The 24,068-nt window shown below is 54.6% G+C and carries 20 protein-coding genes; 13 read left to right on the top strand and 7 right to left on the bottom strand.

Features of this window, described 5'->3' with window-relative positions; genetic code table 11:
* Nucleotides 1-4 precede the first annotated feature (4 nt).
* From IE076_RS05760 to IE076_RS05735, 6 genes are all read left to right on the top strand, one after another.
* A complete protein-coding gene (locus IE076_RS05760; protein WP_189435825.1) occupies nt 5-289 on the top strand; it encodes an HPr family phosphocarrier protein in 285 nt (94 codons plus the stop codon).
* 24 nt (nt 290-313) lie between these two features.
* The gene (locus tag IE076_RS05755; protein WP_189435824.1) at nt 314-766 is read left to right on the top strand and encodes an NUDIX hydrolase; all 453 of its coding nucleotides are present in this window, start codon (nt 314-316) and stop codon (nt 764-766) included.
* A gap of 176 nt (nt 767-942) precedes the next feature.
* On the top strand, nt 943-2,343 hold the full coding sequence (gene ahcY / locus IE076_RS05750) for an adenosylhomocysteinase (RefSeq protein ID WP_189436340.1): 1,401 nt from the start codon (nt 943-945) through the stop codon (nt 2,341-2,343).
* Nucleotides 2,344-2,660: 317 nt separating this feature from the next.
* Nucleotides 2,661-5,177 carry a PAS domain-containing sensor histidine kinase gene (locus IE076_RS05745; RefSeq protein WP_209008893.1) on the top strand — a complete coding sequence of 839 codons (2,517 nt, stop codon included), beginning with the start codon at nt 2,661-2,663 and terminating at the stop codon, nt 5,175-5,177.
* A gap of 232 nt (nt 5,178-5,409) precedes the next feature.
* Nucleotides 5,410-6,909 carry a tRNA (adenosine(37)-N6)-threonylcarbamoyltransferase complex ATPase subunit type 1 TsaE gene (gene tsaE, locus IE076_RS05740; protein WP_189435823.1) on the top strand — a complete coding sequence of 500 codons (1,500 nt, stop codon included), beginning with the start codon at nt 5,410-5,412 and terminating at the stop codon, nt 6,907-6,909.
* Nucleotides 6,910-6,953: 44 nt separating this feature from the next.
* Nucleotides 6,954-7,688, top strand: coding sequence for a nucleotidyltransferase family protein (locus IE076_RS05735; RefSeq protein ID WP_189435822.1), 735 nt, complete (start codon nt 6,954-6,956; stop codon nt 7,686-7,688).
* Nucleotides 7,689-7,792: 104 nt separating this feature from the next.
* Here the strand turns inward: IE076_RS05735 and IE076_RS05730 are convergent, their stop codons facing one another.
* Entirely contained in the window at nt 7,793-8,170 is a 378-nt protein-coding gene (locus IE076_RS05730) for a VOC family protein (RefSeq protein WP_189435821.1), read from the bottom strand.
* Between the two features lie 136 nt (nt 8,171-8,306).
* On the opposite strand from IE076_RS05730, the gene IE076_RS05725 reads away from it, so the two are divergent.
* The 6 genes from IE076_RS05725 (at nt 8,307) to IE076_RS05700 (ending at nt 17,682) form a co-directional block, all read left to right on the top strand.
* Nucleotides 8,307-8,747 carry a winged helix-turn-helix transcriptional regulator gene (locus IE076_RS05725; protein ID WP_209008892.1) on the top strand — a complete coding sequence of 147 codons (441 nt, stop codon included), beginning with the start codon at nt 8,307-8,309 and terminating at the stop codon, nt 8,745-8,747.
* Between the two features lie 139 nt (nt 8,748-8,886).
* Nucleotides 8,887-12,009, top strand: a complete 3,123-nt coding sequence (gene addB, locus IE076_RS05720) for a double-strand break repair protein AddB (protein ID WP_189435819.1) — start codon at nt 8,887-8,889, stop codon at nt 12,007-12,009.
* Complete coding sequence (gene addA, locus IE076_RS05715) at nt 12,009-15,479, top strand: double-strand break repair helicase AddA (protein WP_189435818.1); 3,471 nt, start codon at nt 12,009-12,011, stop codon at nt 15,477-15,479. Before addB ends, addA begins: the two co-directional genes overlap by 1 nt.
* 113 nt (nt 15,480-15,592) lie before the next feature.
* Nucleotides 15,593-15,913: a thioredoxin gene (gene trxA / locus IE076_RS05710; protein WP_189435817.1), complete on the top strand. Its 321-nt coding sequence runs from the start codon at nt 15,593-15,595 to the stop codon at nt 15,911-15,913.
* 201 nt (nt 15,914-16,114) lie between these two features.
* Nucleotides 16,115-16,753 (top strand): nucleotide exchange factor GrpE, encoded by a 639-nt coding sequence (grpE, locus tag IE076_RS05705; RefSeq protein WP_189435816.1) that lies wholly within the window; start codon nt 16,115-16,117, stop codon nt 16,751-16,753.
* A gap of 290 nt (nt 16,754-17,043) precedes the next feature.
* A complete protein-coding gene (locus IE076_RS05700) occupies nt 17,044-17,682 on the top strand; it encodes a trimeric intracellular cation channel family protein (RefSeq protein WP_189435815.1) in 639 nt (212 codons plus the stop codon).
* Between the two features lie 6 nt (nt 17,683-17,688).
* On the opposite strand, the gene lhpI is transcribed toward IE076_RS05700, so the two are convergent.
* The 6 genes from lhpI to IE076_RS05670 form a co-directional block, all read right to left on the bottom strand.
* Nucleotides 17,689-18,651 (bottom strand): bifunctional Delta(1)-pyrroline-2-carboxylate/Delta(1)-piperideine-2-carboxylate reductase, encoded by a 963-nt coding sequence (gene lhpI, locus IE076_RS05695; protein WP_189435814.1) that lies wholly within the window; start codon nt 18,649-18,651, stop codon nt 17,689-17,691.
* A gap of 43 nt (nt 18,652-18,694) precedes the next feature.
* The gene (locus IE076_RS05690) at nt 18,695-19,045 is read right to left on the bottom strand and encodes a LapA family protein (RefSeq protein WP_209008891.1); all 351 of its coding nucleotides are present in this window, start codon (nt 19,043-19,045) and stop codon (nt 18,695-18,697) included.
* A 15-nt stretch (nt 19,046-19,060) separates the two neighbouring features.
* The gene (locus IE076_RS05685; RefSeq protein WP_008548293.1) at nt 19,061-19,360 is read right to left on the bottom strand and encodes an integration host factor subunit beta; all 300 of its coding nucleotides are present in this window, start codon (nt 19,358-19,360) and stop codon (nt 19,061-19,063) included.
* Nucleotides 19,353-20,360: a signal peptide peptidase SppA gene (gene sppA / locus IE076_RS05680; protein ID WP_189435813.1), complete on the bottom strand. Its 1,008-nt coding sequence runs from the start codon at nt 20,358-20,360 to the stop codon at nt 19,353-19,355. The genes IE076_RS05685 and sppA overlap by 8 nt, the downstream gene beginning before the upstream one ends.
* Before the next feature lie 219 nt (nt 20,361-20,579).
* Entirely contained in the window at nt 20,580-20,861 is a 282-nt protein-coding gene (locus tag IE076_RS05675; RefSeq protein ID WP_371871467.1) for a chorismate mutase, read from the bottom strand.
* Between the two features lie 897 nt (nt 20,862-21,758).
* Nucleotides 21,759-22,463: an SDR family oxidoreductase gene (locus IE076_RS05670; RefSeq protein WP_189435811.1), complete on the bottom strand. Its 705-nt coding sequence runs from the start codon at nt 22,461-22,463 to the stop codon at nt 21,759-21,761.
* Between the two features lie 294 nt (nt 22,464-22,757).
* Here IE076_RS05670 and IE076_RS05665 point away from each other — a divergent pair, with 294 nt between their 5' ends.
* A complete protein-coding gene (locus IE076_RS05665) occupies nt 22,758-23,945 on the top strand; it encodes a GNAT family N-acetyltransferase (RefSeq protein ID WP_209008890.1) in 1,188 nt (395 codons plus the stop codon).
* The last annotated feature ends 123 nt before the right edge of the window (nt 23,946-24,068 follow it).

Genomic DNA, 24,068 nt, shown 5'->3' with positions numbered 1-24,068 from the left:
AATAATGGATGAATGCACAGTGCTAGCTCGCGACCTGACCATCGTGAACACCCGTGGTTTGCATGCGCGCGCCTCGGCAAAGCTCGTCAAGCTTGTTGAGACTTTTGACGCCGATGTCCGAGTCTCCAAGGATGGGCAAACCGTAGGCGGAACCTCCATTATGGGCCTGATGATGCTTGCTGCCAGCCCCGGCTGCTCCATTCGTGTGGTCGTTACCGGCAACCAGAAAGAAGAAGCGATCTCAGCAATCGCCCATCTGGTTGAAGACGGGTTTGGCGAAAGAGACTAGATAAACAATTGTTTTGAGGGTCCGATGAAGAAACGTCCTGCAGCCCGCCTGTTGGTGATTGACCCTCAAAACAGAATCCTCCTCTTCAATTTCAAGTTCGATAATGGTGCGTTGAAGGGTCAGGACTACTGGGCCACCGTTGGCGGTGGCGTTGAACGGGGCGAGAGCATTGAAGAAACCGCCCGCCGTGAACTTCTGGAAGAAACCGGAATCACCGAACCCATCCGCGAAAAAATCCATTTCAGGCGCGCAACCTTCCAGGTGCCTTCCGGTGAGATGGTGGAGGCCGAGGAGCACTATTTCCTCGTTACGGTTTCACACTCGAGAATCGACTATTCCAACCACACAGAGATGGAAACTCAGGTAATGCGAGAGCATCACTGGTGGACCCGCGAAGAACTCGAAGCCACATCAGTGACGGTGTTCCCTGAAAATATCCTAGAAATTCTAGAGCCTTATCTTGCTCAGCCCGTCTAGTTTGCTCCGATAAAGTGTACTCTGCTTACGTTCTGCTGTGATATAAAGAAACCTTTATGTCTTTATTGCTTTCTACTTCTTCGGTGCTGTATAACAGCTCCCAGTGACCGTTCACGAACGAGCGCTCATCATTCACGCGGGAGGGGACCATGAGCCCAGGCATTCAGGATGATTTAATGACTGCGTCAAAAGATTACTATGTCAAAGATATCTCACTCGCACAGTGGGGTCGTACCGAGATTGAAATCGCCGAAACCGAAATGCCGGGTCTGATGGCGTGTCGTGAGGAGTATGGTGCTAGCAAGCCTTTGAAAGGCGCCCGCATCGCTGGCTCCCTGCACATGACAATCCAGACTGCTGTCCTGATCGAAACCCTCGTTGAGCTGGGTGCGGAAGTCCGTTGGGCCTCCTGTAACATCTTCTCCACGCAGGATCAGGCCGCCGCGGCAATCGCAGCAGCTGGTATCCCGGTCTTCGCCGAAAAAGGTGAAACGCTGGACGAGTACTGGAGCTACGCTGATAAAATCTTCGACTGGGGCGACGGTCGGACCGCAAACCTCATTCTTGATGATGGCGGTGACGCGACCCTGATGGTCCTCCTCGGCGCAAAGGCCGAGACAGACCCGTCTGTCCTCGATAAACCTTCCAACGAAGAAGAAACCGCACTCTTCGCAGCGATCAAGCGTCGCCTTGCGAAAGATCCGGGCTTCTACTCCAAAGTAAAGGCCAACATTAAGGGCGTCTCTGAAGAGACAACCACCGGTGTGATGCGCCTTTATGAGATGCAGAAGAAGGGCGACCTGCCATTCCCTGCTATCAACGTGAACGACTCAGTCACCAAGTCCAAGTTCGACAACCGCTATGGCTGCCGTGAATCACTGGTAGACGGCATCCGCCGCGGCACCGACGTGATGATGGCCGGTAAGGTCGCTGTCGTTGCTGGCTACGGTGACGTTGGCAAAGGCTCTGCACAGTCTCTGGCTGGCGCTGGTGCCCGTGTGGTTGTGACTGAGATCGACCCGATCTGCGCGCTCCAGGCAGCGATGGACGGCTATGAAGTCAAAACCATGGAACAGGCCATTGGTGAAGGCGACATCTTTGTAACCACCACAGGCAACAAAGACGTCATCACCGCCGACCACATGCGTGCCATGAAAGACATGGCCATCATCTGTAATATCGGCCACTTCGATAATGAGATTCAGGTTGCTGCACTGCGGAACTACAAATGGCGCAACGTGAAGCCTCAGGTCGATCTGATCGAGTATCCCGATGGCAAACGCTTGATCCTTCTCTCTGAAGGTCGTCTGGTCAACCTTGGTAACGCAACCGGCCACCCATCCTTCGTGATGTCCGCCAGCTTCACCAACCAGGTTCTGGCGCAGATGGAGCTGCATACCAAAGGCGACAACTACAAAAACGAAGTCTACGTGCTGCCGAAGCATTTGGATGAAAAAGTTGCCCGCCTACATCTTAAGAAGCTGGGTGCAACCCTGTCTGAGCTGACCGACGAACAGGCCGACTATCTTGGCCTCGAAAAGTCCGGCCCATTCAAGTCCGAGCACTACAAGTACTGAATCGGCGCTTTTGCAATTCATGTTAACGCTAAGGGACTTAGCGTTAACAACTCCATGAATTCTACTAGGCCCGACAAACACACTTTCAATATATTGGGGTTTGGCTTGTTGGGCTTACTATAAATTGTAGTGGATGATTATTTCGCCCACAGATTTTGTTTACTTTTTGTAAAGATCCTCTTCTTCCGAAATTTCAATCAGGTTATGTTGATACTCGAATCAGTCGTTAAGTTAGGCAGTTGAGCGACTTATTCGCGGTTCGTGACACCAATGCGGCGTGTGGAACGAAACCGAGGCGGCGAAGAAAGGGGCACAACATGCCAGCACTCTGGCATAAACACGCACGCGTAAGCGTGCAGTGGCGTAGAAGGTTTAGGCTGTTCCTGAACCTGCTGGGCGTTGCTGTGTTTGCTCTTCTGGGTGCCGCTGGTTTTTCTCAGGCTATGGATATCCTACCTGCTCTTTCAGGCAGTTCGGTCGACGCCTTCAAGGTTGTCTGGGTGGCAGCCACCGCTGGCATTGCCTTGTATGCGGTCGCGGCTTCCGTTGTCCTCGTGCGCATCCGCCGTAATGATGCCCTGTCCATTTTGCAATTGAGACAGGACCGCGCCGACGCGATGGCGCGGATTGACCGTCTCGAAAGCCTACTGGAAACCGAAGATAGTCTCCTCTTGGTCTGGGATGGCGAAGCCAAACATCCCGGTGTTGCCGGACACTTGCCAGAAAATCTGGAACTCCCGGGCGGCCTGTCGCAGCTGGTTGAGTTCGAGACATGGCTGGATATGAAATCCGCCGAGGCCCTGCGCGCCTTCCTTGAGCATTTGCGCGGCCACGGCGAGGTGTTCCGGTTAACCTTAACAACCACAGAGGGCATCTATCTGGAAGCATCCGGTCACACCGCAGGCGGCTTGGCAGTCCTGCGCCTGCGCGACCTGACCGGAGACCGCCAGCTCAGCGCACGCCTTGCTGAGCAAAACAAAGAGCTGCGCGAGCAGATCTCCTCGCTTCATAGCCTATTGGACGCTCTGCCGGGGCCTGCGTGGCAGCGCGACAATCACGGCCAGCTTGTCTGGGTTAACTCCGCTTATGTGGATGCTGTCGAGGCCGAAAGCACCCGCACTGTGGTTGATGAGCAGATCGAGCTGCTTGAAGCCAAAGGGCGCAACAAGCTCAACATGATGCGCCAGACCGATGGGGTCTACCATTCGCCAATGCCGGTTGTGGCAGCAGGCGAGCGGCGCGTCTTTGAGCTTACAGACGTGAATTCTGAGCACGGCAACGCAGGCCTTGCTCAGGACATTTCTGAGCTTGAACGTGTACAGGGACAGCTCCGCCGCACACTTGAGTCCCATACCCGTACACTCGATCAGCTTCAGACACCTGTGGCCGTGTTTGGTGCTGATCACCATCTCCAGTTCTACAATGCAGCCTATCGGTCCCTTTGGGATATCGATCAGAGCTTTCTGGAGACCAAGCCGGAAGAAGGCGAGCTGCTCGATGCCCTTCGCGCAGCTCGCAAACTGCCGGAACAGGCCGACTACCGTGGTTGGAAGGCCAAACATCTGGAATGCTATCAGGCCTTGGATGCACAGGCCTTCTGGTGGCATTTGCCAGATGGCCGGACCCTGCGCGTCATCGCAAGCCCGCACCCACAAGGCGGCGTGACGTATTTCTACGAGAACGTCACCGAGCAGCTGGATCTGGAAAGCCGCTTCAATGCTCTCACCCGTGTACAGCGCGAAACGCTGGATCACCTGACCGAAGCCGTTGCAGTGTTTGGCTCCAATGGACGTATGCGCCTGTCCAATCCGGCGTTTGCTGAGATCTGGGGCCTCTCTCAAGAGTTGCTTGAGAGCGATCCTCACATCAACGAGTTGCTCGACAGCTGCAAAGAGCTGTTGGGCAAATCGGAGCGCTGGCAGGAACTTGCACGCGGTGTGACTGGCCTTTCTGACAATCGCACCAGCATCACAGGGCGTATGGAGCGTGTTGATGGCTCCGTTATCGACTACGTCACCGTACCGCTTCCCGATGGCGGAACACTGCTGACCTTCGTGAACGTGACAGACACAGTCAACGTAGAGCGCGCTCTTCAGGCAACCAATGATGCACTTCAGGAAGCTGACCAGCTCAAGAACGCCTTCATCCAGCATGTCTCCTACGAGCTGCGCTCCCCGCTGACCACCATCATCGGCTTCGCACAGCTGCTGGGCGATGCCAAGTTCGGCGACCTGTCTCCGAAACAGGCTGAATACACCGACTACATCCTGTCCTCCTCCTCTGCGCTGCTGCACATCATCAACGATATCCTTGACTTGGCGACTGTGGACGCCGGTATCATGGAACTGGAGATTTCCGAAGTTGATGTTGCGCAGACAGTGTCTGAAGCCGTGGAAGGCCTGAAGGACCGGCTGGTCGAGTCCGACATCACCCTACGTACTCACATGCCGGATAATATAGGCTCGTTGAAAGCCGATGAGCGCCGTTTGCGTCAGGTTCTCTTCAACCTGCTGTCCAACGCCATTAGCTACTCTGACAAGGGCGGCTTGGTAGATATCAGCTGCCAGCGCGACGAAAACCAAATCCGCTTCCGCATCAAGGACCATGGAGCCGGCATTCCTCAGGAAATGCTGGATCAGGTCTTCTCCCGCTTTGTAGGCCGTGGAGCAGGGGGTAATCGAAAGGGCGTCGGCCTTGGCCTGTCGATTGTAAAGAGCTTTGTCGAGCTTCATGGCGGCAGGGTCGATATTTCCTCTCTTGAGGGGCAGGGCACCACGGTAGATTGTACATTCCCGCTTGAGCCACGTATTCATTCGTTGGAAGCGGCAGAATAACTCCCCCTTTAGTTTTCAGAAAGATAAAGGCCACTGGGGCTTGAGTTCCCCGGCTGGTTTTGGCAAGTGCTTAAGCTTGAAGAATTCCGGGCGCCTTGTGCGTCCTGTTGGGTTTAGTATGTATCTCCAAAAAGGAACTTCCCCTTTTGGCACTGAGGATACTGGCGGAAATAAAAGGTTAGAGCAGTCTGCGTGCAGGTGAATAAACGCAGCAGCTCTTTAGGCGAACTGTATGAAGGTATTTCTCGAAGATCAGAGAGCAACAGAGCTTTTTGCTGCAGACTTAGCTGAACTGCTGACAGAAGGAGACGTGCTGGCCCTTTCCGGAGATCTGGGCACAGGCAAGTCCACCTTGAGCAGGGCTCTGCTGCGCCATCTGGCAGCTAACCCGCATCTGGAAGTGCCCAGCCCAACCTTTACGTTGCTTCAAACCTACGACCTGCCCAGACTGCCCGTAGCCCATCTCGACCTCTACCGCATCGAGGAGCCCGAAGAGCTGGAGGAGCTGGGGCTCGACGAGTATCTGGAGAACGGCGTCGCGCTGATTGAATGGCCAGAGATGGGAGATCCATCCTACTGGCCCGAAGCACTGGACCTGAAGCTGACAGAAGGCACCGAGCCGGACACCCGCGAAATCATCCTCACCGCCAACTCCGAAAGCTGGACAAACCGTCTTCAACGTCTCGCCGTGCGCCGTGCACTGCTGCAAAAGACAGGCTGGATGGATGCAGAGCGTGAGCATGTGCAGGGCGATGCCTCCATGCGCACCTATTTTCGCCTTCACAAAAACGGTGAGACAGTCGTCTTTATGGATAGTCCGCCAGCTGGGCCAGCGCCGCTCCTGCCCTCCGGCAAGACCTATGGAGAAACTGTCCACCGTGCCAAAGATGTGACCGCCTTCTTCGCTATCGGCAACGCCTTGTCTGACCATGGGTTTCGTGTTCCCAAGCGTCTCGCCGCTGATCCGGACCACGGTCTGGCGCTTCTGGAGGATTTCGGTGACCAGATCATCACCGAAAACGGTGAGGCGGTGAAAGAACGCTATGAGCTGGCCATTGATGAAATCGCTCGGCTGCACAGTTGCAAATGGAAGACAGAGCTGCAGGCTGATGGCAAAACCCATCAGCTGAAGCCCTGCGATTTTGAGGTCCTGATCACGGAAGCCGAGCTCTACCTTCAGTGGTACCTGCCGCACGCCACTGGTAAACCGGTAACCGAGCAGCAGCATCAGGACTATGTCGAAGCGTGGAAGGAGCTTCTGGAGCCGGTCCTCCAGAGCGAACCAACACTGCTTCTTAGGGATTACCACAGCCCGAATATCATGTGGTTGCCAGAAGAGTCCGGGCTCAATAAGCTGGGTTTGATTGACTACCAAGATGCCATGATGGGACCAGCGGCCTATGACGTTGCCTCGCTCATCTATGACGCACGGGTTGATATGCCGGAGGACCTGCAAGAGCACTTGCTGCAGCGCTACTGCAACCTGGCAAGAAAGTATCAACCCATCTTTGATGAAATGGCATTTCGGAAGTTTGTTGCTGTACTGGCGTTGCAACGCAATGCCAAGATTCTTGGGGCGTTTGTTCGCCTTGATAAACAGCTCGGAAAACCTAAATACATGAAGATGCTTCCCCGCATCCGCAGTTACGTGCGGCAATGTTTTGCCCAGTTAGGGGAGGTAAAACTCAAACCCATGTTCAATGTAATACTCCTGTCAAATAAGACCGGGTAAAAGGACTCCTGATTACAAGAGAACAAAACGACAGAGATCATTCGATGCCTAAGCAAATCTCCTTCCATCCCAAAGCGGCAATGGTTTTGTCTGCAGGGATGGGCAAACGTATGCGGCCCCTAACAGCGACGACTCCAAAGCCCCTCATTGAGGTGGATGGCAAGTCGATGCTTGCGCGTGCAGCATCTCGTTTGAAGGAGGCAGGCCTCGAAACATGCGTGGTCAACGTGCACTACCTTGCCGACCTTGTAGAGAACCACGCCCTCAAGTTTGAAGGCCTGAATGTAAAAATCTCCGACGAACGTGCAGAGCTGCTGGACACCGGCGGCGGCATCAAAAAAGCCTTACCCATGCTCGGTTCTGACCCGTTCATCCTGAAAAACTCCGACAGCTTCTGGCTGGAAGGCGTAAAGCCAAACCTGGACCTGCTGGTCGAGAGCTGGGATGACGACAAAATGGACATGCTGATGCTGCTCGCACCAACCGTGAATGCAGTTGGCTACGACGGCAAAGGCGACTTCCTGATGGACAATGACGGAAGGCTGGAACGCCGCGACGAGCGGTCTGTGGCACCTTTCATCTACTCCGGCACAGCCATGATCCACCCACGCCTGTTCAAGGATACTCCGGACGGCCCATTCTCCCTCAATCTGCTTTTCGACAAAGCAATCGAGAATGGCCGCCTCTATGGTGTTGAAGGCGACGGCCTGTGGCTGCACGTTGGAACCCCCCAAGGCCTCCACGACGCCGAACGCGCCATCGCAAACAGCGCAAACTAAATTTGAATAGCAGTGGCCCGCGTTCATGGCGGGCCACCTCAACTCAGCTCCTCCCGAGCTTAAAGCGACCTAAGATGCCCAATACGGGCATCTTTTCTTTGGGGTCAGGCCTGCACCATCAGGTTTTGCGCCAACATCAAAGCATTGCCGTCAGGATCGTAGAGCGTTGCAAGGCTGACCATGCCTTCAATGGTTTCCGTTGGTCCGTCAAACTTAACGCCAGCCGTTTCCAGAGCTTCCCGTGCACTGTTGATATCGGAGACGCCAAAGACCGGTACGGAATTGCCCGGCTTGGGCTCTGCTTGCTCGCCCAAACCCAGCGTAACCCCAGCAGTCTTCGTCTGCATCTCGCTCCAGCCAGCCTCATCGATATGGCGGATCAGCTCAAAACCCAGCATCGAGCTGTACCACTCTGCACTGGCGTGCCGGTCACGGACTGAAAGGGCGATGGTAATTGTATTTTCCAAAGAAACTAGTGACATCAAACTTCCCCTAAATAAAAAAATGAAGTAACTATACTTTATGGACATTGCAGCACTTGTCAAGCTCACGTCTCGGGCTTGGTCTCTAAATATTCTGGCCCTATTACATTCTGGGGTCCCCGGCAGGCAGGCACCGTTGCTGGAAGCATCAGGCGCAAGCCGCACATCATTCGCGGCAAGCCTTGAGCATCTGGTTCAGCTCGCACTGTTGGAGAAAAACCCAGGCCATGGCCATCCCCTACGCCCCGAGTTCCGCTTAACCCCGACCGGTGTCCAAGCCGCTGAAATTGCCAGTAGGATCGTCACGGCTGTCCCCGATGAAAAAGAATTCTCCCTGCTGCGCAAAAGCTGGACCGTCCCAATCCTCGCCCTTACCGCAACCCCTCAACGTTTCTCGGTCATAAGATCAGATTTGGCGACCATCACAGACCGCGCCCTGTCAGCCTCTCTCTACAAGCTGGAAGAACGCGAGTGGATCAGGCGCGACATCAACACCTCCGAGCGCGTCCCATTCCCTACCTACTGTGCTGCAAACGCCGGTATCCAAATTAACCGAGCAGTTGTTCTACGAGCATGAGTAAACCGGCCCGCGTCGCTTAGCGGTTAAGGTCAATCGCCAATCACGCGGGGATATAAAATCGCTCTGTGTTTTTTGCCGTGTGATCCTTCGAAAACTGAACTAAAAAGGAGCATTCGGTTCTTTTCAGGAGGCTCCGTTGGCAGCCACCCCAAATATTTTCAGTGTTTCGCCCTCCACGCCATTTTTGCAGGCAACGGTGGAGGCTTTGCTCTCAGGCCAGCTGATCCCCGGCTTTCAGGCAGATGATGATCCCATGGTGCTGGCCGATGTCACCATCTACGTGCCCACCCGCCGTGCAGCCCGAACCCTACCGGACGTCCTACGCAAAGCGCTAGGCTCCAAAGCCGCACTGCTGCCCAAGATCCTGCCGTTAGGCGATGTGGACGAAGAAGAGCATATCCTGAAAGGCCATGGGGACGGGGAGGCGCTACCGCCTGCTATGTCGACCATGGAGCGCAAGCTGGCCATGACCCGTCTCGTCTGGGCATGGAAAGGCCAGCTTCGCCGCCAGATCCTCCAGCTCAAAGAAGACGACCCCGCCCGCGTGCCTGCGTCCTCCGCAGATGCCGCATGGCTTGCTGGTAACTTGCTCACGCTCATGGATGAGGTGCAGACAGAAGAGGCCAGTTGGGGCGAGTTGAGCAGCCTCGTGCCTGAAGACCATGCTGAATACTGGAAGATCACCCTCGAGTTCCTGAAGATTGCCACCGACCTGTGGCCGGAACATCTCAAAGCCCTCGAAATGATGGACCCCAAGGAACGCCGCTCCGCGCTCATAAGGGCCGAAGCAGCACGTCTGCGCACAACCCCGCCGCGCGGTCCGGTCATCGTCGCAGGGGCAACAGGTTCCTTCCCGGCCACCGCCGAGCTGATGAAAGCCGTGCTGAGTTTGGAAAACGGTGCTCTTGTCCTTCCGGCTCTCGATATGGGCATGGACGCGGAAAGCTGGGAGGCTCTCGGCAGCCCGTCAGAACCGCAACGCGTCCCTGGTCACCCACAATACAGCCTCCGCCAACTGCTCCTTGCACTGGATGTAAAGCGCGAACACGTCACGCAACTGGGCGCGCCAGAAAGTGAAGCCCTGCGCCTGCGCTGTGAGATCGTCAACGAAGCACTCCGCCCCGCAGAAACAACCGAAGAGTGGCAAAACTTCTTTACTTCCGAACTGGCAGAACACCGCGAAACCGCTTTTGCTGACACGCAGCTGATCACAGCGCGAAACGAAGCAGAAGAAGCCCTCTCCATTGCCTTGCTCCTGCGCGAAGCCGTGGAAGCAGGCAAAACAACGGCGCTCATCTCGCCGGATAGAACACTCGCCCGCCGCGTGGCCTCTGAGCTCACCCGTTGGGGCATCGTTGTCGATGACACCGCTGGCCGCCCGCTGGAGCAAACACCGCCCATGGTGCTTGCCATCCTTACCGCAAAGCTTGCGCTTCAGGGCCTTGATCCGGTGAACCTACTGGCGCTCCTCAAACACCCACTCGCATTCCTCGGCATGAAGGCAAAGGAAGTCCGCTCCGCAGCCCGCGCCCTGGAACGCGGCGTTCTACGCGGCCCGCATCCAAGACCGGGCTTGAGCGGCCTGCGAGAGGCAGTAGCGGCGGCCCATGATCAGGCCATGGAGAAGGCAGACAGACCCGTTGCCCGCTGGCGCAAACTGGTGGAAGAGGACTGGGACGCCATCAACACCCTGCTGGACCGTTTGGAACAAGCGCTTGGCCCACTGGAAGCCCTGCTGCAAAACCCAAATGAGATCCCGGTTGAAGACATTATCAAAACCCACGTGGACGCGGTCCTGCTCTTAGGAGCAGACGAAAACGGCTCAACAGAGGAACTCTTCCGAGGTGAGAACGGCAAGGCACTGGCTGAAACCCTGACAGCCCTGCTGGAAGCCGACGCTGCGGGCCTTTGCGTGCCAGCCAATGAGTGGCCGGGCGTGTTCGGCGCTCTCATCACCGGCGGCGCCGTCCGCTCCCGCACACCAGCTGACCCACGCATCCACCTGCTTGGCCCCATGGAAGCCCGCCTGCAACGCTATGACCTCGTCGTATTAGGCGGCTTGAACGAAGGCACATGGCCCCAGCGCACCCGCAACGACCCATGGCTCAACCGCCCCATGAAAGGCCAAATCGGTCTTGATCCGCCAGAGCGCAAAATCGGCACCTCGGCCCACGACTTCCTCTGGAACCTCGGCGCAACGGAAGTGGTGCTCTCCCGTTCAGAGCGTGTGGATGGCTCCCCAACAGTGGCCTCCCGCTGGCTTCAGCGCATCGTCACATTGGCGGGGCAGGATGTTGAGAAGCAAATGCGAGCCAAAGGCAAACGCTATACGGAAATGGCGCATGTATTGGACCGCTCCGAAACGCCGGTGCGCCCAGCCAAACGCCCGGAGCCCAAGCCTCCGGTAGAAGCGCGCCCTGTACAGCTCTCCGTCACGGCCATCGAAAACCTGATCCGCGATCCATACCTCATCTACGCCAAGAACGTGCTGAAACTGGATGAAGTCGACCCAATTGGCGGCGAACCGGGAGCAGCAGACAAAGGCAACATCATCCACGACGCTCTGGCGAACTTTCTGGATGACTGGGATGGCGCGTTTGACGAGAAAGCTGTGCGTGCCCTGCTCACAGAAGGTGGACGCCTGTTCCGCCCCCTGGATGCCTTTCCGGCCATCCGTGCATTGTGGTGGCCGCGCTTTGAACGCATCGCTGAAGAGTTTGTGGCCTACGAAGGTGAGGTGGCACCCAACATCTACGACCGCTTCCTTGAGGAGTACGGCAAAGTCGAAATGCAACGACCGGAACGCAACTTTACCCTCACTGGCCGTGCCGACCGCATCGACCAGATGAAAGATAACACACTGCGTGTCGTAGACTACAAAACCGGACAACCACCATCTTCCAAGCAGGTGGAAGCGCTGCTCTCACCTCAGCTCCCGCTGGAAGTTGCTATGATCCGCCGCAAGGGCTTCGACGACCTGCCCCATGACATGCCAATCTCCGACATGCTCTACATTCAGCTCAAAGGCGGCAGTGATGCTGTGAAGCTGGAAAGCCGCGTGCCAAAGGAAAGCACAGCAGACGAACTGGCAGAAGAAGCATGGCAACGTTTGGAGCAGTTGGTCGCTGCCTATGAGAACCCGAAGAAGGGCTACCTTTCCAGAGCTCGCGTGCTGAAGGAGAGGGAGTGGGCAGCCTCCTATGATCACCTCGCCCGCGTGCAGGAATGGTCCCTTGGAGAAGAAGGGGAGGATGCTTGATGGATATTCCAGTAAAAACCCTCGATAGCCAGCAACGCGCTGCCCACCCGGAAAACTCCGCTTGGGTGAGCGCAAACGCAGGCTCCGGCAAAACCTTCGTGCTTGCCCGCCGCGTGGTCCGCTTGCTCCTGTCCGGCACCGACCCATCCCGGATCCTCTGCCTCACCTTCACCAAGGCAGCCGCAGCAGAGATGGCAACCCGTGTATTCGACGCACTGGCAAAGTGGACCCAGTTAAGCGATGCGGAGCTTGCTGCCGAGATTGAGGACATCGAAGGCCGCCCAACCTCGCCAAAACAGCTGGCAAACGCCCGCCGTCTCTTCGCAAAAGCATTGGAAACACCCGGTGGCCTGAAGATCCAGACCATCCATGCATTCTGCGAGGCGTTGCTCCACCAGTTCCCGCTGGAAGCCAACGTTGCCGGACATTTCTCCGTTCTGGATGACCGTCTTGCCGAAGAGCTGCTTAACGAAGCCCGCGCCAGCATCTTGCACCGCGCAGAGGTTGAGCCAGACTCAGAAATTGGCAGCGCCCTCTCACAGCTCATCGAACTTTTACCAGATTCAGGCGTTGAAAAAGCCCTCTCGGAGCTTATCAGCCGCCGTGATGCGTTCTACCGCTGGGTTGCACCCTATGGCGATCTGGAAAACGCTATTTCCGCGCTATACGCTGATTTCTCCGTCATGCCGGGCGAAGATATATCTGGCTTTGCAAGCTCGTTGCGACGGAGTTGTTCTCTCACAGATGACGAAGTAAAAGCGTTCGCCGAAGCATTGCGCGTTGGTTCCAAGACCGATAACGACCGCGCAGCAGCTCTAGATCATGCAATTACTCTCAAAAATGACGAGGCCTGGCGCATCGCGTGGTTGAAGATATTCCTCACCGGTACACTCGGCCCGAGAAAATCGCTCGCCACCAAAAAAGTGCAGGGCGCCTTTCCAGAAGTCGTAGAGCGCCTGTATGCTGAACAGCAGCGTGTTCTTGACGCTCTGCAACACCAAAATGCCGTCATAACGGTTTCTGGCACCAAAGCGATCTTGACCCTGTCTGACGCTGTTTTACGCTACTACGAGACGGAAAAACTCCGTCGCGGGTACCTCGACTTCGAGGATCTGGTGGTAAAATCTGCGCAGCTGTTGTCTCGCGCCGAGGCCGCGCAATGGGTGCAGTACAAGTTGGATCAGGGCCTCGACCACATCCTCGTGGATGAAGCACAGGACACCAGCCCCCGCCAGTGGGAAGTTATCCGCGCACTGGCAGAAGAATTCTTCGCTGGCGATGGCGCACGAGAGAAAACGCGCACCATCTTCGCAGTAGGGGACGAAAAGCAGTCCATCTACTCCTTCCAGGGCGCTGTTCCCGCCTACTTTGCCGAAATGCGCAAATTCTTTGCCCGCCGAGCAGAGGAAGCGCAGAGAAACTTCGAAGGCATCGAACTCAACCTGTCGTTCCGCTCTACACCGGACGTCTTGGGCGCAGTTGATAAGGTGTTCGACACCCCAGAGGCCTTCAAAGGCCTGTCACAGGACAACGTTGCGCCAGTTCACGAGGCCATCCGCCACAATGATCCGGGGCGTGTTGAGATCTGGCCGCTGGAAGAAGCTGTTGAAACGCTGGAGCCGGACGACTGGACACAGCCAATTGACGCCATCGGCACCGGCAACCCAATGCTGCGCCTCGCCACTCGCATCGCAGAGCAGATCAAAGATTGGGACCAACGCAACATCGCCGGACCGGGTGATGTTTTGGTCCTCGTCCGCAAACGCGGCCCGTTTGTAGAAGCGCTCAACCGCGAACTAAAGCGCCTTGATGTACCTGCCGCCGGTTCTGACCGCCTCGTCCTCACAGACCACATCGCAGTCAAAGACCTTGTCGCGCTGGGCCGCTTTATCCTGCTGCCGGAAGATGACCTGTCTCTGGCCTGCGTCCTCAAAAGCCCGCTCTTTGGCCTCTTGGATGATGATCTCTTCGAGATCGCGCATGAAACACCGGGCGTCCCGAGGCCGGGCACCCTGTGGCATGAACTGTTGAGAAAGTCAGAGAACAGCGAAAAGTGGCAGACAGTGCGCAAGCAGCTGGAAGTCTGGCGTGACCGCGCTGACTTTGTTCCACCATTCGAGTTCTACGCCAAGATCATGGGCACTGACGGCTATCGCCAGAAGTTCCGTGAGCGCCTCGGGACCGAGGTGGACGACGTTTTGGATGAGTTCCTTTCACTCACGCTCACCTACGAAAAGAGCGGCACACCGGGCATGGAAGGCTTTCTCGCATGGCTGGCCGAAGCCCCAACCGAGATCAAACGCGAGCTCAACGCCGCTAAAGGCATGGTGCGCATCATGACGGTGCACGGCTCCAAAGGCCTGGAAGCGCCTTACGTTATCCTCGCTGATGGCTGCAACGCGCCTGTCTCCAGCTTGCACGCGCCGGTTATGGTCGAAAAACAGCGGGTAGAAGACACACAAGCTGCTCCTGCTCTGGTCTGGCTGCCCAACAAAGCACAGCGCACCGCATGGCACGAGGAAGCGCTGGATCTGCTGGCAGAGGAGCAGAAGGAAGAATACCGCCGCCTGCTCTACGTGGCACTCACCCGCGCCAAAGACCGCCTTGTCGTCTGCGGTTGGTCACCAAAGCGTGGTCCACACGATGAATGCTGGTACACACTCACGCGCAACGGCTTGATTGAAGAAGCCCGCGAGCGGCTCGATGCCAACGGGGAAGTCACCGCCTGGATCTGGACCAAGGGCGGCATCGAAAAGCCCGAACCGATTCTACCGCAATCCGAAAAGGCAGAAAGCCGCCAACAGGCTAGTATGCCGGACTGGGTATCCAAAAACGTCAGTGCCCCAGAACGCATACGCCGCTTGAAGCCATCCGCCGCTTTTGAGGAGATGGAAGCAAAGGAAAACATCGAGCAGCAGGACCCCAAAGACGCACTGGAAGCTGCCCGCCAGCCGGAAGACTGGCCACTGGTCCGTGGCCGCATTGTGCACCGCCTGCTGGAGTTCCTTCCCGATCTGCCAGAAGATCAACGCACAGTGTCTGCCGAAAGGTTCCTTGCCAGCTCCCTGCCAGACCGCTTCGACGACAGAAAAGAACGCCTGCTGGATGATGTCTTCAAGACGCTAGACAATCCCGATTTCGCGGAATTATTCAGCGCGCAAGGCAGAGCCGAAGTGCCAATTCAGGGAATGCTCACTGCAGAGGACGGTAAACCAGTCGAAATTTTGGGTCTGATTGACCGATTGCTCGTCAATGACAAAGAAGTGATTATCCTTGACTTCAAGACAAATGCATTCGTTCCACGGAGCGTTCAGGAGGTCTCGGAAACATATATTGCGCAGCTGGCCGTTTACAGAAAACTGCTTTCTGAGCTTTATCCGGAGCATAATATGCGCGCATTGCTGCTCTACACATCAGGCCCTCAACTGATAGAAATACCAGTGGAACTGATGAAATCTTTTAAATTCTAGCCGAATGTTGGGAATTCGTTCGCTTGACGCTCGGCATTTGCGTTCTTACTTTCAAGGCAACAGAGTTTGCTCAGTAGGGAGCAACTCAAACTGGATTATGAAAAGAGGCAAAAATGGCCACTGTGAATGTTGAAGACGGAAACTTCGAAGCAGAAGTACTTCAGAGCTCTACCCCTGTTCTCGTTGATTTCTGGGCAACTTGGTGTGGCCCATGTAAGATGATTGCACCTTCTCTGGAAGAAATCTCCGAGGAAATGGCTGGTCAGGTTAAGGTTGCCAAGCTCGACATCGACAGCAACCAGCAGAGCGCAATGAACTACGGTGTTCGTTCGATTCCAACCATGATCCTGTTCAAGGACGGTGAGCCAGCTGCAACACTCGTAGGTGCACAGCCTAAGGGTAAAATCGCTGATTGGATCAAGCAGTACTCTTAATTTTGAGTGTATCTGCAACGAAATGCTGAGTAAAATCAGTCATTCTGAGGATCTCCGGTCATGGAAGTGGCCGGAGGTCTTTTGTTTTTGGCAAACAGTGACTAAATAAGGACCGAATAGATTTTTGTACGGGTGCCTTTAGTCGCCCTGCATTGCTTTGCTCTTCAGGAATAAGAGCAGGTTTTAAGAGACGGGATAACGATGAGCGATCAAGACAAAACTCCGCAGGCAGAAGAGCAGGTAAATCCGGAAGCTGTGGTTGAGGAAACTGCAAATGAAGCAGAGCAGGCAGAAGCTGCTGCGGAAGTAGATCCGATCGAGGCGCTGAGAGAAGAAAACGCTGCCCTGAAAGACCGCGCACTGCGCACCATGGCGGAAATGGAAAACCTGCGCCGTCGGACGGAAAAAGAAGTCAAAGACGCAAAAGCTTACGCAGTTGCAGGTTTCGCACGCGACATGCTGGTTGTAAACGACAACCTGGGCCGTGCGATTGAAGCACTGCCGGAAGACGCACGTGAGAACGACGATAACCTGAAGGCGCTGGTTGAAGGCGTTGAGATGGTAGAGCGCGAAATGCTCAACCACTTGGAAAAGCACGGTGTGAAGCGCCTTTCTCCGGAAGGCGAAAAGTTCAACCCACACTTCCATCAGGCAATGTTTGAAGTGCCGAACACGGAAGTTCCAAACAACACCGTTGTTCAGGTTGTTCAGGCTGGCTACGTCATCGGCGAGCGCGTTCTGCGCCCAGCCATGGTTGGCGTCTCCAAAGGCGGCCCAAAAATCGCACCAGTCGCCGATAAAAACGCCGAGCCAGGCTCCACAGTCGACAAAGAAGCCTAAGCACCAAAGCCCTCATGGTAGTGAAGGCTTCACAAACAAATTCAAAACGGAGGCCGGTGATAGGCCTCCGTTTTTTGTTTAGTGTTGCAAAGCAGACGGCCTAAAGCCCACAATGCTGCGTTCTCCGCTGATGTTCTTTGATGGGAAACAGAACCTATCCCCAATGCCTCACAGGATTCACGGCTATTTGATTATCGCAATTACGGTACTGTAGTTCTCCTGTTGCTTTTTAAAATTAGCTGGCTAAAACCACCAAACTTGAATTCAACGAACTTGCGGATGTGACGTAGATGCCTTCTGAGATCTGGCAGTATCTGGACTTTTTGGGAGTGGCTGTTTTTGCCGCAACGGGTGGGCTTGTCGCCGCACGGTTGCGTCAGGATTTCATCGCGTTCCTGTTCTTTTGCCTGTTGACTGGCATCGGCGGCGGAACGCTACGAGACCTGCTTCTCAATGTGCCTGTGTTCTGGACCGTAAACGAGACGTATCTCTATGTGTGTTTCGTCGTGTCCATTGCCATGTGGTTCTTCGCGCATAAGGTAGAGGCATGGGGCAGACCTTTACGATGGCTGGACGCGATTGGAATTGCAGCCTACTCGGTCATGGGAGCTGCAAAGGCACTCTCACTGGGCGACAACGTAGCTGTTGCCGTGCTCATGGGCGTTGCGTCGGCCACGTTTGGCGGAATCCTGCGTGATGTGATCGCCGGTCAGCCATCCGCACTCCTGCAACGAGAGATCTATCTGGCAGCAGCTTTTGCAGGCGCTATCACGTACACTGCAACGCTTATGACAACGGGTGATAGCAACCTCGCTGCGGGGCTTGGCTTTGCAATGGCGCTGATCCTGCGTGGTGGAGCCATTGCGAGAGACTGGTACCTGCCCAGCTACGCACCGCCAGAAACGAAAAATGCAGATAAGCTCGACTAAGGCGTCCTAAACCCGCAGAAAGATATGTCCAGCAACAGCAAGGTCTCCTAAGGCGGTACCCGTTGATTTGAAAAGCGTAATCTGCTCGTAAAAGCGACGGCCCGCACGGTCGCCCTGACACAGCTCAGCCAGATCAGAAGCGATGTCCTGAACGCTTAGAACACCCTCAGTCAGTGGCTCTTTGAGGTCCCCTGCAGTGGCGGGCGTGTTGTCATAGCTGTCCAGAAACAGCCGCGCTTGCGAGATGACCGCATCATCGCACTCACGTTGATCAGCATGCATTGAGCCTACCAGATCCAGATGGGTACCTTCCTGAAGCCATTCCCCCTTGATGAGCGGCGTGTTTGCGCTGGTCGCACAGCACACAATATCCGCCCCTCTGACCGCGCCGCCCAGATCGGTCGTCATGGAGATGTCAAAGGGATGACCCTGCATACGCTCCACCAGCTCCTCCGCTGCAGCAGGGCTCCGGTTCCACACCAACACCTGTTTGATGGGCCGCACAGAGGCATGAGCCTCAATCAGGTAAGGAGCAAGGCTTCCCGCGCCGACCATCAGCAAGCGGGAGGAATCTTCGCGGGAAAGGTAGGAGGACGCCAGAGCTGATGTTGCCGCAGTGCGCCAGGTAACAAGCGCTTTGCCATCCAGCAGTGCAAGAGGCGAGCCGGTTTTGCCTGACTGTAAAAGATAGACGCCGCTGACGGTGGGAGGCTCGTACTCGTCCAGAGTAGGTAGGGAACTCTCAATACGCGTGCCAATGAATCCACGCTCGGTCGTACCTTGAGCGTCGAAGTCATTCCATGCAGAAGAAATGCTAAGAGCGCCGTCCTGATACCCGGTTGGACGTGCAATTTGGTGTGTGTGCGGAGAGGGGGACACCGCACCAACGCGAAAGGCACGTCGCAGCGTCTCGAGAAGATCGCGAAAGTTCATCACGCCCTCAATTTCCTGAGCTGTGATGACCCGCATTCGCAATCCCCCAAATAAACGTCAGGGCAGACTAGTAAAGCGGTTAGGCTGCCTTTTTGTGGTCAGGTGAGGGCAGGCTTGGCACCACATCCCCCTGAGCCACTTTCCGCAGCGTATCAGCTTCATGCTTGAGCTGGTTGGCTTCCCGTCGTTGAACACGAGCCTCTTTTCGGAACCGTCCTTGTCGCATCCAGGTTGCTATACCGCCGAGCAATACGCCCAGTCCAATAGCGCCGAACAGCAGCCAGAAAACCGGAATGCTGAAGGTCAACATCGGGTCCTCTGGGTTAAAGGGGTTAAGCGAAATCAGCGTGGAATGCCGGTTCGCAACCGCAAGTACAACAAGTAAAGCTGCTATAGGGATAAGCAGCAGGTTCCGAAGGAATCGAGCCAATGTATTACTCCAGGATCAGTCTTCGCCGTGATCCGTACCGTCGTTCAGCCGCTCGCGCATTTCTTTGCCGGTTTTGAAGAACGGAACGAACTTTTCGCCAACTTCAACTTTCTGGCCAGTTCTTGGATTGCGTCCAACGCGTGCCGGGCGGTTCTTCACTGAGAACGCACCAAAGCCACGCAATTCGACGCGGTCACCGCGCATAAGCGCTTCGGTAACTTCATCAAGAATGGCGTTTACGATATTCTCTACGTCACGTTGATAGAGATGCGGATTACGCTCCGCGATTGTTTGTACTAATTCCGACTTAATCATGCCTTGCCCCCCCTACTGCTGAGACTGTTGCCGCATCAGGAGCCTGCCAAACAGACACGAGACCGTCAAGCGGTAGGCTTGAATCTACGACACTTTTTGCTGTTTTGAGGAGCGAGCCTATGAAATTCTGGTTATCGCTACCCAAAAAGCCTAATAAATTTACAGGGAACGGAAGTGACCGTTCGTTTGATTCTGGCTCCCAGTCGATGATTTCAAGGTCATCGGAAAGCCCTTTCTCGGAAATAAGCCACTGATGTGCGACCTCCTCGCCCCCAATCTCGTCAACGAGGTCAAGGTCGAGCGCTTGATTTCCGGTGTAAACCTGACCATTTGCCAGCTCACGTGCACGCTCTGTCGACAGGCTTCTGCGTTCTGCAACAAGCCCAACGAACCACATGTAGGTATCGTCAATCACCTCTTGTAGGGTTTCTCTCACCTGCGGAGTGGCTGTCTCATAAAAGTTTGGTTCAGCTTTCAATGGACTACTTTTGATAGCGTCTATCTCAACGCCAATATTTTCTAGCAGCCCTTGTGCATTTCCATATTGGAAGAGCACGCCGATGGAGCCAGTTAGCGAGGTGTATTGCACAACCAAATGGTCACTGGCGATCGCAGCAAGGTAAGCAGCCGAGGCACCAAGCGTCGTGATGGAGGCTGTGACCGGCTTTTCCTCTGCGATCTTGCGCAATGCATTGTAGAGTGCTTCACCACCGGAGGTCGAACCACCAGGGGAGTTAATCGAGACGATGACTCCCTCAACGTTGTCATCCTCCGCAATCTTTTCCAGCATCTCTAGTTGCTGGCGATCATAGGTGATTACTCCACTGATCTCGATGCGGGCGATATGTCGTTCTGAGCGACCAAGGTCACCAAAGCCTGTAACTTTGCTACCGCCCCACAGCAACAAAGCTGCAAGTGCTAAAAAACTAATGACACGCCAAAACGAAACTTTGCGTCTCAGGCGTCTGCGATCAATAAGAACGTCACTGTCTAGACTCATGGGGTCTTCCCGGTCAAACTCATTTAAGCGACTATAGGGAAACAATACCTAAGCTTTTGAATAAGCCAAGTGTTCTTTCTCTGCAGGCGGTAAAAAGACGACCAAAAATCAAGCTTTGTCACTGCCAAATGGTTAATTTGGGCGCTGAGGCCTAATTTTCAGAATATTCTGGTTGCGATGCTAGTCCACTAAGATGCCAGAGAAAATGGCGATACCATGTTATTTCACATTTTCCTCTGCTTCCATAAGGACTTCTTCGTGCGCAATTGCACTTTCCATCAGATGTCGCCACATCATTTCGTAGGTCTGCGGATTCAGGCCGTGCTCATCAGCATGGGCTTTGACGTTGCTCGCCACTTCCTCAACCCGGCTTTCGATACGGGCAGCCAGTCCAATTGGCTTTTTGATCTCGGCGGCGCGTGTGATGTATGTCCAGCGCTCTGCAAATAGCGAGATCAGCTCAGCGTCCAGACGGTCAATTTCCGTACGGATCTGAGCCATGTTTTGACATTGACTAGCAGAGTTCTTCATTAGTTTTTGGGCTGCCTATCGGAATCTGTGATTGCTTGGTGAGTGCCACTCTTGGAAAGGTCATACCCGAAATAAACGCCAGCCCGCAACAAGCTTGTGATTTTGGCATAAAAAAACCGTTCCGTTCATCAGGAGGTGGGGGGGAGCTGAGAACGGAACGGGATCTATTCGGCCATGGGGCCAGGTGGACTTTTCGTCTTTATTGGGCCACTGTTTTGCCGATTGCTCTGAAAACCGACATACTCAGTGATCTTAATTCTTGACGCGAGAACTAGGGGCATAGTTCATCGCGCGCTGTTGGAAACCCAAAGCCGATTGCTGCAAGGACGGCGTAAAACGGGTTTCCAAGTAGCCCTGCGGTTTCGGGCGGACCGCTAGGGCATTCTTTAGTCTTGAAGCTGCCGGACCCTTATTTTTATTATTGGTCTCGACAGTGATCCAAGACAATCTACACAGCAGAGCTTGAGAGAATGGGAAACTCTCTCGCTCGCCATGTAATGTAATATACAGACGTTACTTGAAGATAAATAGAAATCAGAAATAGAAAATGCAAAAAAAGATTTCGATCCTAGGTAGTATTGGGATTATCAAAAGTTGATCTGAATAATTATCGTCAATTTACTATTGCTTATCTATTATGTTTATTTTGATTAAAATGAATTAGTATTTATATTAATTAAAATTGAAGATATGTAAACGTCAGAAATTGTGAATTTTACTTGAGATCTCGCGCGATCCAGGGATGCTGTCGTTAAAAAAGGGCATTTTTCCGCCGTGCTGATCTACCCGTTTTAAGATCTGCGGAATTAATCGCGCACGGTGTGCCCTGCGCAAATTGCGAAGGGCTCCCTCGTAAAGCTGCCTAGCCTAAATTGAGCGGGTAATCCCACCGTCAATGCGGATGTTTTGGCCCGTCATATAGCTGGAGGTATCTCCGGCAAGGAAGGCGATGAGATCGGCCACTTCCTCTGAGGTCCCGTAGCGCTCCATCGGAATGCGACCCCGACGCTCTTCTTTCTCTGGCAAACTGTCAATGAAACCGGGAAGTACGTTGTTCATGCGGATGTTGGAAGCGGCATATTTGTCCGCAAACAGCTTGGTAAAAGCGGCGAGGCCAGCACGGAACACACCGGAAGTGGGGAAAAGCTCCTCAGGTTCAAACACCGCATAGGTAGAGATGTTGACGAAGCTGCCTTTTCCTTGCGCTTCCATGATCGGCGTCACAATGCGAGTAATGCGCACTACGTTCAAAAGGTAATAGTCCATTCCCCGGACCCAATCTTCATCGGTCAGCTCCAGAATTGGCCCCTTTGGCCCATGTCCGGCACTGCTGATAACCGTATCAATGCGGTCCCATTTCTCCATCGCCACATCAACCAGCCGCTGAAGATCCGCAGTTTCAAGATTGGACCCGGTAACTCCCACTCCGCCAAGTTCATCAGCCAGCTTCTCGCCTTTGCCAGAGGAGGATAGAATAGCAACCTTGTACCCGTCTTTTGCCAGCTTTCGCGCGGCTGCTGCGCCCATGCCACTACCACCGGCAACAATCAGTGCAACTTTCAAATCACTCATGAAATCCTCCTGAAACTATTCAGGTGCATTCCATATTCGGGTCATCGAGAAAGCAAATGACGATTTGTCATCATCCAGATCCAGTCCATGCCAGCCCAAAACCTATGCTCCGCCCGCTCCGTGGGGAGATACGGAGAACTCAAAACCCTAAATCTTCAGAAAACACTTTTCTTTTAAGTGGTTAAAAGTAACAATGGACAAAGTCACCGCCAAGTGGTGAGCTGCGTTATTCTGCCAGTTGATTAAAGTTGTTTTATGCATTGATTACGGAGAAGTTTGTTGCAGACAGATGTGATGACGTCGAGCACTCATGCCTCTGTCCAGCAGCGTCTGGCAACGAAAGCCCTTGAAGATCTCTCTGTATGCGTGTTGCAAACACGCGAAGACCTTTCTGAACACAAAGACCAGTGGCAACAGCTAGAGCACTCCGCCCGCTGCAGTGCGGTCTTCCAAAGTTTTGCATGGACTATGGCTACGTTGGAAAATTCTAAAGTAGCCCAAAACCTCCGGATTTTCGCTGTGTTCGACGAGCGGAGAATGATTGCAGCCCTGCCTTTGCGCATTGAGAAGCAAAACGGACTCAGGATACTGACGGGTTTGGCAGAACCATTTCAGCAATACTCCGAGATGCTGCTCGATCCGGGCTATACCCCTTCCATCATTCTGGAGCTTCTAAAGCCACACCTCCAAAACGTAGGAGCGGATATTATTCACCTGCGTCAGATCCGGGAAGGTGGCGCGCTCTATGACTATGCCAGCGAGTATTTTACGGAAGTGGGTGAGGTTGATGGCGCCCCATGGCTTGATCTGACCCAGTGGGGCAGCTTTGAGGACTACCTGAAGTCCATCTCATCACGCACACGCAAAACCATTCGCAACCAACGCAACCGCCTGCACAAGTCAGCAGGCCTGTCCCATCGGATTATCCGTCAAACAGACACAGAGCTTGAGACTCTAATCCTGAGCAGCCTGAAAGGCCGTGAAAGCTGGGTTGAGGCCATGGGCTACTCTTCCCGCGCCTTACAGGGAGATGGCTTGCAGCAGTTCCTCCTAGCATTGAATAAAGAAACGGGGAGCGGGTGCGAACTCATCGCCTTCGAGCTGAAACACGGCGATGTACCAATCTCAACTGAGTGGGGCTTCCTCTACAAGCACTGCTATTTTGCTTATATGGCCGATTGGAACCCGGACTACGAACAATCCAGCCCCGGCAAGCTGCACCAGATGGATGTCATTGAGGCCTGTTTCGCTCTGGGGATCGATAGGATCGACTTCCTCAAACCAGCATCGCGCTACAAGATGACATGGACCTCAGAAGTCGCCAGCGTCTTTGATGTGGTAAGCCCGCTCTCTTTCAAAGGGCACCTCCACGCACAAATCTGGCTCCAGAACCTGCGCCCACTGGCAAAGCGCTTCGTGCTCGCCCTGCCAAAAGGCCCGAGAGCATTTCTGATGAGCTCCGTGAAGAAAATTATCGGCTAGGGGCGTTGCAGGCGCTTTCTGGAAGAGGCACCTGAGCGGGTACAGTCTGCTGCCATAGCGCAAGCGAAGCCCGCCAGCTCGTTAATTGCGTTTTCAAGCGGGAAGCCTGAGACCTCAAACAAA

Source organism: Pseudovibrio japonicus (genome assembly GCF_014651595.1).
Classification (GTDB): Bacteria; Pseudomonadota; Alphaproteobacteria; order Rhizobiales; family Stappiaceae; genus Pseudovibrio; species Pseudovibrio japonicus.
This window is presented reverse-complemented; position numbering and strand designations above follow the sequence as displayed.

Excerpts from the sequence above, each read along its gene's own strand:
- IE076_RS05760 (WP_189435825.1), top strand. The coding sequence starts at position 5 with ATGGATGAATGCACAGTGCTAGCTCGCGACCTGACCATCGTGAACACC.
- IE076_RS05755 (WP_189435824.1), top strand. The coding sequence starts at position 314 with ATGAAGAAACGTCCTGCAGCCCGCCTGTTGGTGATTGACCCTCAAAAC.
- ahcY (WP_189436340.1), top strand. The coding sequence starts at position 943 with ATGACTGCGTCAAAAGATTACTATGTCAAAGATATCTCACTCGCACAG.
- IE076_RS05745 (WP_209008893.1), top strand. The coding sequence starts at position 2,661 with ATGCCAGCACTCTGGCATAAACACGCACGCGTAAGCGTGCAGTGGCGT.
- tsaE (WP_189435823.1), top strand. The coding sequence starts at position 5,410 with ATGAAGGTATTTCTCGAAGATCAGAGAGCAACAGAGCTTTTTGCTGCA.
- IE076_RS05735 (WP_189435822.1), top strand. The coding sequence starts at position 6,954 with ATGCCTAAGCAAATCTCCTTCCATCCCAAAGCGGCAATGGTTTTGTCT.
- IE076_RS05730 (WP_189435821.1), bottom strand. The coding sequence starts at position 8,170 with ATGTCACTAGTTTCTTTGGAAAATACAATTACCATCGCCCTTTCAGTC.
- addA (WP_189435818.1), top strand. The coding sequence starts at position 12,009 with ATGGATATTCCAGTAAAAACCCTCGATAGCCAGCAACGCGCTGCCCAC.
- trxA (WP_189435817.1), top strand. The coding sequence starts at position 15,593 with ATGGCCACTGTGAATGTTGAAGACGGAAACTTCGAAGCAGAAGTACTT.
- grpE (WP_189435816.1), top strand. The coding sequence starts at position 16,115 with ATGAGCGATCAAGACAAAACTCCGCAGGCAGAAGAGCAGGTAAATCCG.
- IE076_RS05700 (WP_189435815.1), top strand. The coding sequence starts at position 17,044 with ATGCCTTCTGAGATCTGGCAGTATCTGGACTTTTTGGGAGTGGCTGTT.
- lhpI (WP_189435814.1), bottom strand. The coding sequence starts at position 18,651 with ATGCGGGTCATCACAGCTCAGGAAATTGAGGGCGTGATGAACTTTCGC.
- IE076_RS05685 (WP_008548293.1), bottom strand. The coding sequence starts at position 19,360 with ATGATTAAGTCGGAATTAGTACAAACAATCGCGGAGCGTAATCCGCAT.
- sppA (WP_189435813.1), bottom strand. The coding sequence starts at position 20,360 with ATGAGTCTAGACAGTGACGTTCTTATTGATCGCAGACGCCTGAGACGC.
- IE076_RS05675 (WP_371871467.1), bottom strand. The coding sequence starts at position 20,861 with ATGGCTCAGATCCGTACGGAAATTGACCGTCTGGACGCTGAGCTGATC.
- IE076_RS05670 (WP_189435811.1), bottom strand. The coding sequence starts at position 22,463 with ATGAGTGATTTGAAAGTTGCACTGATTGTTGCCGGTGGTAGTGGCATG.
- IE076_RS05665 (WP_209008890.1), top strand. The coding sequence starts at position 22,758 with ATGACGTCGAGCACTCATGCCTCTGTCCAGCAGCGTCTGGCAACGAAA.